14 protein-coding genes are annotated in these 13,354 nt (G+C 65.5%); 8 read left to right on the top strand and 6 right to left on the bottom strand.

The genetic code is table 11. The features are described from left to right. Positions 1-7 precede the first annotated feature (7 nt). On the top strand, positions 8-958 hold the full coding sequence (secF, locus tag OKW43_RS16100; protein ID WP_187633894.1) for a protein translocase subunit SecF: 951 nt from the start codon (positions 8-10) through the stop codon (positions 956-958). Between the two features lie 97 nt (positions 959-1,055). On the opposite strand, the gene OKW43_RS16095 is transcribed toward secF, so the two are convergent. From OKW43_RS16095 to OKW43_RS16080, 4 genes are all read right to left on the bottom strand, one after another. Beyond that, positions 1,056-2,333, bottom strand: a complete 1,278-nt coding sequence (locus OKW43_RS16095; protein ID WP_429448405.1) for an MFS transporter — start codon at positions 2,331-2,333, stop codon at positions 1,056-1,058. Positions 2,334-2,585: 252 nt separating this feature from the next. Further along, positions 2,586-3,155 (bottom strand): YceI family protein, encoded by a 570-nt coding sequence (locus OKW43_RS16090; protein ID WP_429448403.1) that lies wholly within the window; start codon positions 3,153-3,155, stop codon positions 2,586-2,588. Between the two features lie 111 nt (positions 3,156-3,266). After that, positions 3,267-3,830: a YceI family protein gene (locus OKW43_RS16085; RefSeq protein ID WP_429448401.1), complete on the bottom strand. Its 564-nt coding sequence runs from the start codon at positions 3,828-3,830 to the stop codon at positions 3,267-3,269. 8 nt (positions 3,831-3,838) lie between these two features. Next, positions 3,839-4,399 carry a cytochrome b gene (locus OKW43_RS16080; RefSeq protein ID WP_187633897.1) on the bottom strand — a complete coding sequence of 187 codons (561 nt, stop codon included), beginning with the start codon at positions 4,397-4,399 and terminating at the stop codon, positions 3,839-3,841. A gap of 449 nt (positions 4,400-4,848) precedes the next feature. Here OKW43_RS16080 and OKW43_RS16075 point away from each other — a divergent pair, with 449 nt between their 5' ends. The 7 genes from OKW43_RS16075 to OKW43_RS16045 all read left to right on the top strand — a co-directional run bounded on the left by OKW43_RS16075 (position 4,849) and on the right by OKW43_RS16045 (position 11,496). Next, the gene (locus OKW43_RS16075) at positions 4,849-5,652 is read left to right on the top strand and encodes a paraquat-inducible protein A (protein WP_429448399.1); all 804 of its coding nucleotides are present in this window, start codon (positions 4,849-4,851) and stop codon (positions 5,650-5,652) included. Positions 5,653-5,659: 7 nt separating this feature from the next. Beyond that, the gene (locus OKW43_RS16070; protein ID WP_187633899.1) at positions 5,660-6,310 is read left to right on the top strand and encodes a paraquat-inducible protein A; all 651 of its coding nucleotides are present in this window, start codon (positions 5,660-5,662) and stop codon (positions 6,308-6,310) included. Then, positions 6,303-7,964 (top strand): intermembrane transport protein PqiB, encoded by a 1,662-nt coding sequence (locus OKW43_RS16065; protein WP_429448397.1) that lies wholly within the window; start codon positions 6,303-6,305, stop codon positions 7,962-7,964. Before OKW43_RS16070 ends, OKW43_RS16065 begins: the two co-directional genes overlap by 8 nt. Next, complete coding sequence (locus tag OKW43_RS16060) at positions 7,961-8,734, top strand: PqiC family protein (RefSeq protein ID WP_429448396.1); 774 nt, start codon at positions 7,961-7,963, stop codon at positions 8,732-8,734. Before OKW43_RS16065 ends, OKW43_RS16060 begins: the two co-directional genes overlap by 4 nt. A gap of 145 nt (positions 8,735-8,879) precedes the next feature. Next, positions 8,880-10,166 carry a THUMP domain-containing class I SAM-dependent RNA methyltransferase gene (locus tag OKW43_RS16055; protein ID WP_429448394.1) on the top strand — a complete coding sequence of 429 codons (1,287 nt, stop codon included), beginning with the start codon at positions 8,880-8,882 and terminating at the stop codon, positions 10,164-10,166. Between the two features lie 164 nt (positions 10,167-10,330). Then, complete coding sequence (locus tag OKW43_RS16050; protein WP_187633903.1) at positions 10,331-10,714, top strand: VOC family protein; 384 nt, start codon at positions 10,331-10,333, stop codon at positions 10,712-10,714. Between the two features lie 38 nt (positions 10,715-10,752). Beyond that, positions 10,753-11,496, top strand: a complete 744-nt coding sequence (locus OKW43_RS16045; protein WP_187633904.1) for a helix-turn-helix transcriptional regulator — start codon at positions 10,753-10,755, stop codon at positions 11,494-11,496. A 53-nt stretch (positions 11,497-11,549) separates the two neighbouring features. Here the strand turns inward: OKW43_RS16045 and OKW43_RS16040 are convergent, their stop codons facing one another. Continuing rightward, entirely contained in the window at positions 11,550-13,007 is a 1,458-nt protein-coding gene (locus tag OKW43_RS16040; protein ID WP_187633905.1) for an NAD(P)(+) transhydrogenase (Re/Si-specific) subunit beta, read from the bottom strand. Then, complete coding sequence (locus OKW43_RS16035) at positions 13,008-13,346, bottom strand: NAD(P) transhydrogenase subunit alpha (RefSeq protein ID WP_187633906.1); 339 nt, start codon at positions 13,344-13,346, stop codon at positions 13,008-13,010. Positions 13,347-13,354: the final 8 nt, after the last annotated feature.

The following is a 13,354-nucleotide window of genomic DNA, read 5'->3' as shown; positions in this document are numbered from 1 at the left end:
CTAGACCATGGAATTTTTCCGTTTCCGTAAAGACATTCCGTTCATGCAGCGCGCGTTGATCTTCAACGCGATCTCGCTGATCACCTTCCTCGCCGCCGTGTTCTTCCTCGTGCATCGGGGGCTGCATCTGTCGGTGGAATTCACCGGCGGCACCGTGATCGAGGTGCAGTATCCGGGCGCGGTGCCGCTCGACCCGGTGCGTAACACGCTCGGCAAGCTCGGCTATGCCGACGCGCAGGTGCAGAACTTCGGCTCCTCGCACGACGTGCTGATCCGTCTGCCGCTGAAGGCCGGCTACACGTCCGCGCAGCAGAGCGAGCAGGTGATGGGCGCGCTGAGGGCCGACACCCCGCAAGTGCAGTTGCAGCGCGTCGAGTTCGTCGGCCCGCAGGTCGGCAAGGAACTCGCCACCGACGGTCTGCTCGCGCTCGCGTGCGTGGTCGCCGGTATCGTGATCTACCTGTCGTTCCGCTTCGAATGGAAGTACGCGGTAGCCGGCGTGATCGCCAACCTGCATGACGTCGTGATCATTCTTGGCTTCTTCGCGTTCTTCCAGTGGGAGTTCTCGTTGTCGGTGCTGGCCGCGGTGCTCGCGGTGCTCGGCTATTCGGTCAACGAGTCGGTCGTTATCTTCGACCGGATTCGCGAGACCTTCCGCCGCGAACGCAAAATGACCGTGATCGAAGTGATCAACCACGCGATCACCAGCACGATGTCGCGAACCGTCATCACGCACGGCTGTACGCAGATGATGGTGCTGTCGATGTTCCTGTTCGGTGGCCCGACGCTGCACTACTTCGCGCTCGCGCTGACGGTCGGTATTCTGTTCGGTATCTACTCGTCGGTGTTCGTCGCCGCGGCGCTCGCGATGTGGTTCGGCGTCAAACGCGAAGACCTGCTGAAGGACAAGAAGGAAAGCCACGACCCCGGCGATCCGAACGCGGGCGCGCAGGTTTGATGCGCGCGTAGTCGCTGAGGATTGCGCAAATAAAAAAGGCCGGTTCATTACGAACCGGCCTTTTGCGTTTACCTACACCGTCGTTACCGCCTCATTCCTAGCGGAACCCCAGCTTGCGCCGCGCGCCGATCAGCGCCGCGATGCTCAGCAGCGCGGCGAACATCACGTAGTAGCTCGGCGCGGCCTTCGAGCCAGTCGCGCTGATCAGCCACGCGATGATGAACGGCCCGAAGCCGCCGAAGATCGTCACCGCGATGTTATACGCGAGCGACATGCCGGTCGTGCGCGTCTGCACCGGGAACATCTCCGACAGCAGCCCCGGCGTCGCGCCGAAGTAGCCGCTGACGAGAAAGCCGAACACGATCTGCCACACGATCAGCGTGCCGAAGCTCGGATGCGCGATCAGCAACGCGAACGCAGGATAGACGAGCACGAACAGCAGTACCGCCGCGCTCAGCATGATGCGCGTGCGTCCATGCAGGTCCGACCAATGCCCGGCCACCGGCGAGAACACCATCTGGATCAGGCCCGTCACCGCAATCGCCGCAAACGCGACCGACGGCGCGAGCCCCAGTTGCCGCACACCATAGGTCGGCATGAACAGCATCAGATAAGCCGACACGGTCCCGAGGATCACCACGCCCATCGCGATCACGAGCCGCAGCTTCTGCGTCGCGAACGTATCGCGCAGCGGCGTCTGCGTCGTTTCGGCGGCCAGGAATTCGGGCGTCTCGTCGAGCCTGGTGCGGATGTAGAACGCAACCGGCCCGATCAGCAGACCGAAGAAGAACGGCACGCGCCAGCCCCACGACGCCATTTGCTCGGGCGACAGTCGGCCAGTCAGCAACGCGCCGAAGCCTGCCGCGAGCAGCGTCGTCAGACCCTGGCTCGCCATCTGCCAGCTCGCGTAGAAGCCGCGCCGCCCCGGCACGTGCTCGGCGAGAAACGCGGTCGCGCTGCCGAACTCGCCGCCAGCCGAGAAGCCCTGCATCAGCCGTGCGAGCACGAGGATCAACGGCGCGGCGAGGCCAATGCTCTGATAGGTCGGCAGAATCGCGATGATCAGCGTGCCGCTCATCATCAGCAAGATGGAGAGCGTGAGCGCCGCCTTGCGCCCGGCGCGGTCCGAGTACGCGCCGATCACGATCGCACCGAGCGGCCGCATGAAAAACGACACGCCGAACGTGCCGAGCGTGAGCAGCAGCGATACGGTCTCGTTGCCGGCCGGAAAAAACAGCTTGGAGATGGTCACGGCGAAAAAGCCGTACACCACGAGATCGAACCATTCGAGCGCGTTGCCGATCGAGGCGGCCACCACCGCGCGCCACGAATTCTGCCGGCTTCCCGCGACGCTTGCTGCTGTCGTTGAATTCATCCAGATCTCCTGTCCCGCGCGAGATATTTATCGACGCGAACGCCTGGCGCCCGCGCTGGCCACCCCGGCAACGCGCGCACCGCCGGCATGACTCGATGCGCTCTATTTAACTGAAAAAATAAAAATGAAGCGAGCGCCAGATGGGCCGATGGCTGCCACGCATGGCCGCGGCGTTCGCAACAGGCGATAAAAAACCGCTTCGTCGGTGAACGACCGAAGCGGTTTTCTGGCTGCGGCGCAGCGCGAACGCGCTTACTGCTGCTTGATACCTTCCGACTGGATATGCAGGCGCGTCTGCATGCTGAAGCCGTACTTCGCGCCGAACTCCATGCCGTAATCGGCGCGATTGAATTCGGTGCTTGCCTCGACGCCGCATACTTCGCGCTTGAGGACCGGGTGTTGCATGCACTTGAACGAATCGATCTTCAGATTCACCGGCTTCGTGATGCCGCGAATCGTCAGCGTGCCGATCACCCCGACGGGCTTGTCGCCGTCGAACTTGATCTCGGTGCCCTTGTAGGTCACGGTCGGATACTTCTCGACGTCGAAGAACTCGGCGGCCCTCAGGTGATCGTCGAGCTTCGGGTTGCCGGTCTGGACCGAAGCGGGATCGACGGTGACGTCGATGGTGCCGGTTTTGGCCGCGCGATCGAGCGTCACCGTTCCCGTGGTCTTCGTGAATTTGCCGCGCCAGATCGACAGACCGCCGAAGTGGTCGGCCTCGAAGCTCGGAAACGTATGCATCGGATCAAGCGAATAGGTATCGGCGGCGAAGGCGCCAAGCGACAGCGACGAAGCCAGCGCGCCAACAGCGATCAACATGGACGTTTTCAATTCGTGCTCCTGTTTTGTGTTGAAAATCGCGGTGCAACCTGCGGTGGGAAAGCGGCCGCACCCCACGTGGCGCGGCGGACCTCGCGAGCGCCGTGCGCGTTACTTGCGCGCGGCGACGATATGAAACTTGATCACGACCTCGTCGGCGACGACCGATGTGTCCTTCCATTCGCCGGTGCCGATGTCGAACTGCGAGCGCTTGATCGGCAGCGCGCCGTCGAAGGTCTGCATCGCGCCCTGCTGGCCGACCGTGACCGGCACCACGACCGTCTCCGACTTGCCCTTGATGGTCAGCTTACCGGTCACCTTGAACTGGTTGCCGCCGGACGGCGCGATCGCGCTGGACACGAACGTCGCGCTCGGAAAGGTTTTCGCGTCGAACCATTCCTTGCCGCGCACCTGCTCGTTGTAGCTCTCGTCGCCGAGATCGTAGCTGGCGACGTCGATGTTGAGCTGCGCGCTGCCGGCCGTCGGTTTGGCCGGATCGAAGCTGACCTGCGCCGTGAACTTGTTGAACTTGCCTTCGACCGGCACGTTCATCTGCTTCGAGGTAGCCGTCACCGAACTCTTCACGACGTCGACCTGCGCGAGCGCCGCGCCCGCGGCGCTCAGCGACGCCGCCGCGAACGCGGCCAGCATGTAGCGATAAAACGAAACCTTCATGGATGTCCTTATTTGAGGAAAGGAAGCATGCGAGACAGCAGGCCGTCGCGATCGAACCATTGATGCTTGAGCGCCGCCGCGGTGTGTAGCGCGACCAGCACGAGCAACGTGTAATTCAACGCGATGTGCAGGTTCTTCAGCACTTCCTTCAGGTGCGGATCGGGCGCGATGATTCGCGGCAGCGGAATCAGCCCGAGGTAGACGACCGGCACGTTCGCCGCCGAGCTATACAGATAGCCGGACACGGGAATCACGATCATCAGCACGTACAGCAACAGATGTGTGACATGCGCGGCGCCACGTTGCCAGGTGGGCATGCGGCGCGGCATCGGCGGCGAGGCGTGGGTCGCGCGCCACAGGATGCGCACGATCGCGAGCGCGAACACGGTCACGCCGATCCATTTGTGCCACGAGAAATAGCGCAGCTTAGTGGGCGTGAAGCCCGGGATGTCGGTCATCACCCAGCCGAGCGCAAAGCCGCAGACGATCAGCAGTGCGATCAGCCAGTGAAACGCGATGGCGGTCCGCGTGTACGACTCCCGGGTACCGAACGATGGATTGAGTGTCATGACAGATCAACGCAGGCAGTTAGAAGTTAACGGCGCGCCGCGGCCAGCTATTCCGCGATCGCCGCCGCGCATCGGCGCGGCGCGCGCGGCCGATGCGGCGGACATCATCGCCACAAAAGGCCGCCGGGCATGCCACGGGCGCCATGCTACCCCAAGCGCGAAAAGCTGGCTGGAGCGCGTCGGCGGAACGGGCCCGAATTTTGTGCTGCAATGGCCCCAAGGCGTCGCGTCACCGCCCTTGCGTTGAACGATTCGGGGACGGAAAGCCCCGAAGCGACGCCATCTCAGGCCCGGACCAGCGCGCGGCGGGACGGCGCCACGCCCCGGGCCGCGCGCGGCTCGCGTCGGTCGCGAGGCCGCGTTTGGTACTATTGCTGCTCACCGCCGCCCGACCCCTCGTAAAGAGCAGGCCTTGCACGCCGCTACTACGTCGTTAGCCCATCTGCCGCATGGAACATGACAACCTGATCGCGTGCCATGAATGCGATACGCTGTTCCGCAAGCCACGGCTTGTCGGGCGCGTCGCCGCGCGCTGTCCGCGCTGCGGCGCGACGCTCTATCGCGGCGTCTCGCGCAAGCTCGACGCGATCTGCGCGCTGACGCTCGCCGCGCTGTTTACGTTCCTGATCGCGCAGGGCTTTCCGATCGTCGAACTCGAAACCAACGGCATCACGTCGCAGACCACGCTGTTCGGCGCGCTCATCGCGCTGTGGGGCGAGGACATGGAGATCGTCGCCGTGATGGTGTTCTGCTCGACCCTCCTCTTTCCGCTCACCGAACTCGTCGCGCTGCTATACGTGCTGGTGCCGCTGCGCGCGGGCTACGTGCCTGCGCACTTCAATCGCGTGCTGCGCGCGATCCAGTTCGTGCGGCCGTGGGGCATGATCGAAGTGTTCATGCTCGGCGTGCTGATCACGATCGTTAAGATGGTGAGCATCGCGCGCGTGATTCCCGAGGCGGCGCTGTTCGCGTTCGGCGCGCTGACGCTGATGTTGGCGGTCGTCGTCACATTCGATCCGCGCGTGCTGTGGGATGTCGCCGACGAGCTCGACGCGCGCGGCGACCGGCCGTTGCCGCGCACGTCGGCCGACAGCGCGGCGGTCGCGGTCGGCTCACTCGCCGGTCCGCCGGCGCCGTCCGCCAGCATCGCGGCCTCGACCGGTGACACCGCTGGCGGCACCGCGGGTGACTCAACCCACGGCCCAGCGGGCAGCGCCGCGCCCGGCTTGCCGCCCACGCGGCGCGAACGATGAGCCCGCGATGAAATACGTCACCGCGAAACGCGCGGGCCTCCTGTCCTGCCATTCGTGCGGTCGCGTCGAACCGCGCATCCGCTCGGTCACGCCGCAGCACTGCGGCCGCTGCGGCGCGCGTCTGCACTCGCGCAACCCCGACAGCGTGATGCGCACATGGGCGCTGCTGATCGCCGCGGCGCTGCTGTATATTCCGGCGAACCTGCTGCCGGTGATGCACACGTCGTCGCTGCTCGGCTCCGAGGACGACACCATCATGAGCGGCGTCGTCTATTTCTGGACCTCCGGCGACTGGCCGCTCGCGATGATCGTGTTCATCGCCAGCATCATGGTGCCGATGCTGAAGCTCTCGGTGCTCGTGCTGCTCACCGTCAGCGCGCAGCGCCGCTCGCACTGGCGTCCGCAACAGCGCACGACACTGTACCGGATGGTCGAGCGGATCGGCCGCTGGTCGATGCTCGACGTCTTCGTCGTCACGCTCACCGTAGCGCTCGTGCGTTTCAAATCGCTGGCCGTGATCACGGCCGGGCCAGGCGCTATTGCGTTCGGCTCGGTCGTGATCCTGACGATGCTGGCCTCCATGCAATTCGATCCACGACTCATCTGGGACCCCGTGGAAAGCAGTACTCCAACACCTCAGGATCTCGACCATGACTAGCCCGCAAGAACCGACGCCCGCTTCCGATGACGCGCCGCGCAACGATTCGAACGGACCCAGACTGCCGCCCCAACTGCCCGACCCCGACATCGAACCACGCAGCCGCTGGCTGCCGTCGCTCGTCTGGGTGATTCCGCTGATTGCCGCGCTGATCGGCATCGCGCTCGTGGTCAGGTCGGTGACCGAGCGCGGGCCGGTGATCACGATCAGCTTCGTCAGCGCGGAAGGGCTCGAGCCGGGCAAGACCAAGGTCAAGTACAAGGACGTCGATGTCGGTGCGGTGAAGACGATCACGCTGGCGCCGGATCTGTCGCACGTGCTGGTGCAGGTGCAGCTCACCAAGGAAGGCGGAAAGTTCGCGGTCAAGGACTCGCGCTTCTGGGTGGTGCGTCCGCGCGTCGGCGCAAGCGGCGTGTCGGGTCTGACCACACTGCTGTCGGGCTCGTACATCGGCGCCGACGCGGGCCGCTCGACCGACAGCGAGAGCGACTTCGTCGGCCTCGAAACGCCGCCGCCCGTTACCGGCGATAAAAAAGGCCGTCAGTACACGCTGCACGGCGATTCGCTCGGCTCGATCGACATCGGCTCGCCGATTTTCTATCGGCGCGTGCAGGTCGGCCAGGTGGTCGGCTTCTCGCTCGACAAGGACGGCACCGGCGTCACGATGCGGGTGTTCGTGTCCGCGCCGTTCGACCAGTACGTCGGCACCAACACCCGCTGGTGGCATGCGAGCGGCGTCGATCTGCGGCTCGATTCGAGCGGTTTCAAGCTGAATACGCAGTCGCTCGCGACGGTGATCGTCGGCGGGCTGTCGTTCCAGTCGCCGCCGGGACAGAACATGGGCCCGCAGGCGCCCAACGACCAGACGTTCCGCCTCGGCTCGGACGAAGGGGACGCAATGCGCGAACCGGACGGCGTCCCCTTGCGCGTCGTGATGAACTTCAACCAGTCGCTGCGCGGGCTGTCGATCGGCGCGCCGATCGACTTCCGCGGCATCGTGCTCGGCCAGGTGACCAATATCGGCATCGACTACGATCCGAAGACGCAGAGCTTCACGATGCCGGTCACGATGAACCTGTACCCGGACCGCCTCGGCAAGCGCTTCCGCGAGAGCGCGCCGCAGGCGGGCACGCTCGCCGGCGAGAACCTGCTGCAGGAACTCGTCAGGCACGGCCTGCGCGGCCAGTTGCGCACCGGCAACCTGATCACGAGCCAGCTGTACGTGGCGCTCGATATCTTCCCGAAAGCGCCGCCGGCCAAGGTCGACGTGACGACCGATCCGCTTGAGCTGCCGACCATTCCGAACACGCTCGACGAATTGCAGTTGCAAGTCGCCGACATCGCGAAGAAGCTCGACAAGGTGCCGTTCGACCAGATCGGCGCGAACCTGAACACCGCGCTGAAGAACGCCGACCAGCTGTTCTCGCGTCTCGACAAGGAAGTCGTGCCGCAGGCGCGCGACACGCTGACGGCCGCGAAGCAAACCTTCAGTTCGGCCCAGGCAACCTTGCAGCAGGATTCGCCGATGCAGTCCGACGTTCATCAGGCGTTGCAGGAACTGACGCGCACGTTGCAGTCGCTGAACGCGCTGTCGGACTACCTGGAACGTCATCCCGAATCGCTGTTGCGCGGTAAATCAGGAGATAAACCATGATGTTTGCCCGGCTCCCCCGTCCGCCGCGCGCGCTCGTGCGCGCCGCCGTACGCGGCGTCGTGTATGGCACCGCGCTGGCCGCGGCGCTCGCCATCGCGGCGTGCTCGTCGCCGTCGAGCCGTTTCTATACGCTGGGCGGCGCGGATAGCGCAGCGGCCGGCGCGAATGGCGCCGCGCCGGCCGTCGCGCGCACGGGCGCCGCGCCCGCGTGGCTGATCGAAGTCGCGCCGGTCAACGTGCCGCCGCAGGTGGCGAGAAATCAGCTGGTCGTGCAGAGCGGGCCGACTCAGGTGCAGTTGCTCGAACAGGAACGCTGGGCGTCGCTGCCCGGCGATGAAATCCGCCGCGCGCTGTCGACGAATCTGACGCAGCAGCTCGGCACCCTCGATACGTTCGGCACCGCGCACCCCGACGACGTGGCCGTCTACCGGATCGCGATGACCGTGCAGCGCTTCGAGTCGTGGCCTGGCTCACATGCGTTGATCGACGCGGTGTGGAGCGTGCGGGCCGTGCGCAGCAATGCGGTGATGACGTGTCGCAGCGTGGTCAGCGAAACGGTTGGTGGCGGGTACGACGCGCTCGTCGATGGACATCGGCGCGCGCTTGCGGAAGTGTCGACGCAGATCGCGATCGGGGTTCGCGCGATGGCGGCCGCGGCCGTCGCTACCACGGCCACAACAGGCCGGACTTCGCCTTCCGCCAGGCCGGCTGTGGCGCCGGTCGTGCCGCCCTGTCCTTCCGCGGAAACGGCCACGGGAGCCGGCGCCTGACAGGGCCTGGCTGGCGGCAGCCCGGTGCGCGCGTGCACACGCGTGTTCCTGCGGGTCGCGCCGTGGGCCGGCGCGCCAATCGCGCCGGCCCGCCGACCCTGACCGCGTACAATAGCGCCTTATCCAACGCCTTGCGGCAACCTCAATGTCCTTCGATTTCTTCCTTCCTTGCCCGCGCGGGCTCGAAGCTCCGCTCGCGGCCGAACTCGCCGAAATTGCCGCCGAACATCTGAACGGCGCCGCATTCACAGCCGGCGTCCAGGTGCCGGGCGGCGTGCATTTCAGCGGCGGCTGGGCCGCCGGCATGGCGGCCAACCTGCACTCGCGTCTCGCGAGCCGCGTGCTGCTGAAAATCGCGCAGCGGCCCTATCGTGGCGAGCAGGACATCTACGCGCTCGCGCTCGAACAGCGCTGGGAGCAGTGGTTCTCCGCGCACGAGACGCTGCGCGTCGACGTCACCGCGATCAAGTCGCCGCTGCGCAGCCTCGAGTTCACGACGCTGCGCGTGAAGGACGCGATCTGCGATCGTCTGCGCGAAAAGAGCGGCGCGCGACCGAACATCGACACCGCGATGCCCGACGTGCGCGTGTTCGCGTTCCTGACCGCGACCGACTGCACGCTATACCTCGATACCTCGGGCGATCCACTGTTCAAGCGCGGCTGGCGCCTGGACAAGGGCGCGGCACCGCTGCGCGAAAATCTCGCCGCGGGCATCCTGCGACTGACCGGCTGGCAGGCCGGCACGCCGCTCTACGATCCGATGTGCGGCAGCGGCACGTTTCTCGCGGAAGCGGCGCAGGTCGCGCTGAACATCGCGCCGGGCGTCGAGCGGCGCTTCGGCTTCGAAAAGCTCAAACAGTTCGACGCGCGGATCTGGCAAGCGCTGAAGGGCGCCGCGCTCGAAGCGAAAAACGCGGCACGCGGCTCGCGCGGCACGGATCTGCAGATTTTCGGCAGCGATATCTCCGGCGACATGCTCGAAAAAGCACGCGCGAATTTCGAGCGCGCCGGCTTGCCGGCCATTGCGCTGAAGCAGCTCGACGCGCGCGACATGACGCCGCCGACATCGACGCCGGGCATCCTCGTCGCGAATCCGCCGTATGGCGAGCGGATCGAAGTGCGCGGCCGCAATGCGCGCGGCGAGCTTCGCGAAGGCCGCGGCAATCGCGACGACGACGGCTTCCGCCGCGTTCAGGAAGAAGTGCCGGACAGCGAATTTTTCCAGTTGCTCGGCAATGCGTTGAAGCAGCGCTTTGCCGGATGGCATGCGTTTATCCTGACATCGGATCGCAAGCTGCCGGGTCAACTGCGGCTGCGCGAATCGACGAAGACCCCGCTGTTCAACGGCGCGCTCGAATGCCGGCTGTTCCGCTTCGATCTGATTGCTGGCAGCGTGCGGCAGCGTCCGCAGGGCGATACGCCGGCGGCTTGAGGTAGTTTCTAGCGGGCGGCGCGCGCTGTCGTCGCCCTGTGGTTGCCCTGTCGTCGCGGCGTCTTCCCACCCTACTGCCACCACGCTGTCAGCAGCACCCCCGCACACTCCTTCCCACGCCATCCGGCGCTTGAACGGCCTACTGCCAACCGAAGGAGAATGTCATGTCCGCATTGCCCAAACTCGTTGCCTGGTTCGAGATCCCGTCGATCGATTTCGATCGCGCGGTGCGCTTCTACGAAGCCGCGCTCGACGCCCCCCTGAATCGCCAGGAGATCGGCGGCCAGCCGATCGCCGTATTCAGCTACGAGGAGCCCGCGACCGGCGGCGCGATCGTTCACAATCCGTCGATGACGCCCGGCGCCGACGGCGTCACCGTCTACCTGAACGCGCTGCCCAACGTCGACGCGACGCTCGCGCGCATCGAACGTGCGGGCGGCAAGACCGACGGCCCGGTGATCAAGCTGCCGCAGGACATCGGCTATATCGCGTTCTTCACCGATACCGAAGGCAACCGCGTCGGTCTGCATTCGCGCACCAACGGCTAAGCGCGCCTGAAGCCGCCGCGCCCCAACCGAAGGCCGCCATGCGGCGCTATCATCGCGGGACCGTCCCCCTCCTCCTCTACCCGACGCCCACGATGACGCGCCGCGCCGACCGCCTGTTCCAGATCGCCGAACTGCTGCGCGGCCGGCGCCTGACCACCGCTCAGCAACTGGCCGACTGGCTGAACATCTCGCCGCGCACGGTCTATCGCGACGTGCGCGATCTGCAATTGTCAGGGGTGCCGATCGAAGGCGAAGCGGGCATCGGTTATCGGCTGTCGCGCTCGGCGAGTCTGCCGCCGCTCACCTTCACCGCCGACGAACTCGCCGCGCTCGCCGCCGGCGCGCGCATGCTCGAGTCGTGGGGCGGCGCGGGCTTCGCGAGCGGCGCGCGCGGCGCGCTGGCCAAAATCGCATCGGCAATGCCCGCCGACAAGCGCGCGGCGCTCGAACGGCTCGCCATCTTTGCGCCGTCGTTTCACATCAAGGGAGATTTTTCGACGCAGCTCGACACGCTGCATCGCGCGATCGATACGCGCCAGGTGGTGCGCTTCGCCTACACCGACGCGAACGGCGCCGACACCGAGCGCCGCGTCTGGCCGCTCGCGCTCGCGTACTGGGGCGCGCGCTGGACGCTCGGCGCATGGTGCGAACTGCGCGGCGATTTCCGCAACTTCGGACTGGAGAAGATGCGCGATCTCGAAGTGCTCGACACTTATCCGGATCAGGAAGGCAGGCGGCTCGCGGATTTGCTGCGGCATGTGGACGCGAGGCCGAAAAGATGAAAAGGATCGCGGCGGCGACACACCGCGATCTTAGGTTGTTCAGCGCTAACGAACTAGTCGACCGCCTTCACCATATCCTCGATCACCTTTTTCGCGTCGCCGAACACCATCATCGTCTTGTCCATGTAGAACAGGTCGTTATCGAGCCCGGCGTAGCCCGCCGCCATCGAGCGCTTGTTGACGATCACGGTGCGGGCCTTGTATGCCTCGATAATCGGCATGCCGGCGATCGGCGACTGCGGATCGTTCTTCGCCGCCGGATTCACCACGTCGTTCGCGCCAAGCACCAGCACCACGTCGACCTGGCCGAACTCGCCGTTGATGTCCTCCATCTCGTAGACCATGTCGTACGGCACTTCGGCCTCGGCGAGCAGCACGTTCATGTGACCCGGCATGCGGCCGGCCACCGGGTGAATCGCGTACTTCACCTCGATACCCTTCTCGACCAGCTTGTCGGTCAGCTCCTTCAGCGCATGCTGCGCGCGCGCCACGGCCAGCCCGTAGCCCGGCACGATCACGACGGTTTCGGCGTTGCCGAGCATGAACGACGCGTCGTCCGCCGAACCCGATTTCACCGGACGCTGCTCGGCCGCGCCGCCCGCGGCCGCGCCCGCGCCCGGCTCGTTGCCGAAGCCGCCGAGGATCACGTTGAAGAACGAGCGGTTCATCGCGCGGCACATGATGTATGACAGGATCGCACCCGACGAACCGACCAGCGAGCCGGCGATGATCAGCATCGGATTGTTCAGCGAAAAGCCGATGCCCGCCGCCGCCCAGCCCGAGTACGAGTTCAGCATCGACACGACGACCGGCATGTCCGCGCCGCCGATCGGAATGATGATCAGCACGCCGAGCACGAACGCGATGATCGTCATGATGATGAACGGCAGCCATGACTGCGTGAGGAAGAACAGGATGCCGAAGCCGAACATCGCGAGCGCGAGCATCAGGTTGATCAGATGCTGGCCGCCGTAGACGACCGGCGCGCCCTGAAACAACCGGAACTTGTACTTGCCCGACAGTTTGCCGAACGCGATCACCGAACCGGAGAACGTGATCGCGCCAACGAACGTGCCGATGAACAGCTCGATGCGATTGCCGTACGGCAGGAAGCCCTCGATCGGCACGTCGGGATCGACGAGGCCGAACGCGGCCGGCTCCGACACCACCCCATACGCTATGCACACGGCCGCGAGACCGATCAGCGAGTGCATCGCCGCGACGAGCTCGGGCATCTTCGTCATCTCGACGCGCGCGGCGACGAACGCGCCGATCGCGCCGCCGATCACGAGCCCGAACAGCAGCAGGCCGAGACCGAGACCGAGATTGGAGCCGAGCGCTTCGGCCTGCCGCGAGATCAGCGCGATGGTCGTCAGAATCGCGATCGCCATGCCGACCATGCCGAAGGTATTGCCAACGCGCGCGGTCTTTGGATTCGATAGTCCCTTGAGCGCCTGGATAAAGCAGACCGACGCGACCAGATACAGCAGCGTGACGACGTTCAGGCTCATTTACGTACCCTCCTTGCCGCCAGCCATGGGTTTGGATTCCAGCTTCCTGGGTTCCTTCTTCCTGAACATCTCCAGCATGCGCCGGGTGACGAGAAAGCCGCCGAACACGTTGACCGCCGCGAGCGCGACCGCGACCGTGCCGAAGATCTTGCCCGCGCCGCCGACCGTCAGCCCCGCCGCAAGCATCGCGCCGACGATCACGATCGCCGAGATCGCATTGGTCACGGCCATCAGCGGCGTATGCAGCGCGGGCGTGACGTTCCAGACCACGTGATAGCCGACGTAGATCGCCAGCACGAAGGTGATCAGATTGATCACCGTGTGATTGATGACTTCCATCGCCGTTG

It is taken from the genome of Paraburkholderia sp. WC7.3g (assembly GCF_050436345.1).
GTDB lineage: Bacteria > Pseudomonadota > Gammaproteobacteria > Burkholderiales > Burkholderiaceae > Paraburkholderia > Paraburkholderia podalyriae.
This window is presented reverse-complemented; position numbering and strand designations above follow the sequence as displayed.

What these genes read in the sequence shown, in the direction of transcription:
- secF (WP_187633894.1), top strand. Translation starts at nt 8, where the DNA reads ATGGAATTTTTCCGTTTCCGTAAAGACATTCCGTTCATGCAGCGCGCG.
- OKW43_RS16095 (WP_429448405.1), bottom strand. Translation starts at nt 2,333, where the DNA reads ATGAATTCAACGACAGCAGCAAGCGTCGCGGGAAGCCGGCAGAATTCG.
- OKW43_RS16090 (WP_429448403.1), bottom strand. Translation starts at nt 3,155, where the DNA reads ATGTTGATCGCTGTTGGCGCGCTGGCTTCGTCGCTGTCGCTTGGCGCC.
- OKW43_RS16085 (WP_429448401.1), bottom strand. Translation starts at nt 3,830, where the DNA reads ATGAAGGTTTCGTTTTATCGCTACATGCTGGCCGCGTTCGCGGCGGCG.
- OKW43_RS16080 (WP_187633897.1), bottom strand. Translation starts at nt 4,399, where the DNA reads ATGACACTCAATCCATCGTTCGGTACCCGGGAGTCGTACACGCGGACC.
- OKW43_RS16075 (WP_429448399.1), top strand. Translation starts at nt 4,849, where the DNA reads ATGGAACATGACAACCTGATCGCGTGCCATGAATGCGATACGCTGTTC.
- OKW43_RS16070 (WP_187633899.1), top strand. Translation starts at nt 5,660, where the DNA reads ATGAAATACGTCACCGCGAAACGCGCGGGCCTCCTGTCCTGCCATTCG.
- OKW43_RS16065 (WP_429448397.1), top strand. Translation starts at nt 6,303, where the DNA reads ATGACTAGCCCGCAAGAACCGACGCCCGCTTCCGATGACGCGCCGCGC.
- OKW43_RS16060 (WP_429448396.1), top strand. Translation starts at nt 7,961, where the DNA reads ATGATGTTTGCCCGGCTCCCCCGTCCGCCGCGCGCGCTCGTGCGCGCC.
- OKW43_RS16055 (WP_429448394.1), top strand. Translation starts at nt 8,880, where the DNA reads ATGTCCTTCGATTTCTTCCTTCCTTGCCCGCGCGGGCTCGAAGCTCCG.
- OKW43_RS16050 (WP_187633903.1), top strand. Translation starts at nt 10,331, where the DNA reads ATGTCCGCATTGCCCAAACTCGTTGCCTGGTTCGAGATCCCGTCGATC.
- OKW43_RS16045 (WP_187633904.1), top strand. Translation starts at nt 10,753, where the DNA reads ATGCGGCGCTATCATCGCGGGACCGTCCCCCTCCTCCTCTACCCGACG.
- OKW43_RS16040 (WP_187633905.1), bottom strand. Translation starts at nt 13,007, where the DNA reads ATGAGCCTGAACGTCGTCACGCTGCTGTATCTGGTCGCGTCGGTCTGC.
- OKW43_RS16035 (WP_187633906.1), bottom strand. Translation starts at nt 13,346, where the DNA reads ATGGAAGTCATCAATCACACGGTGATCAATCTGATCACCTTCGTGCTG.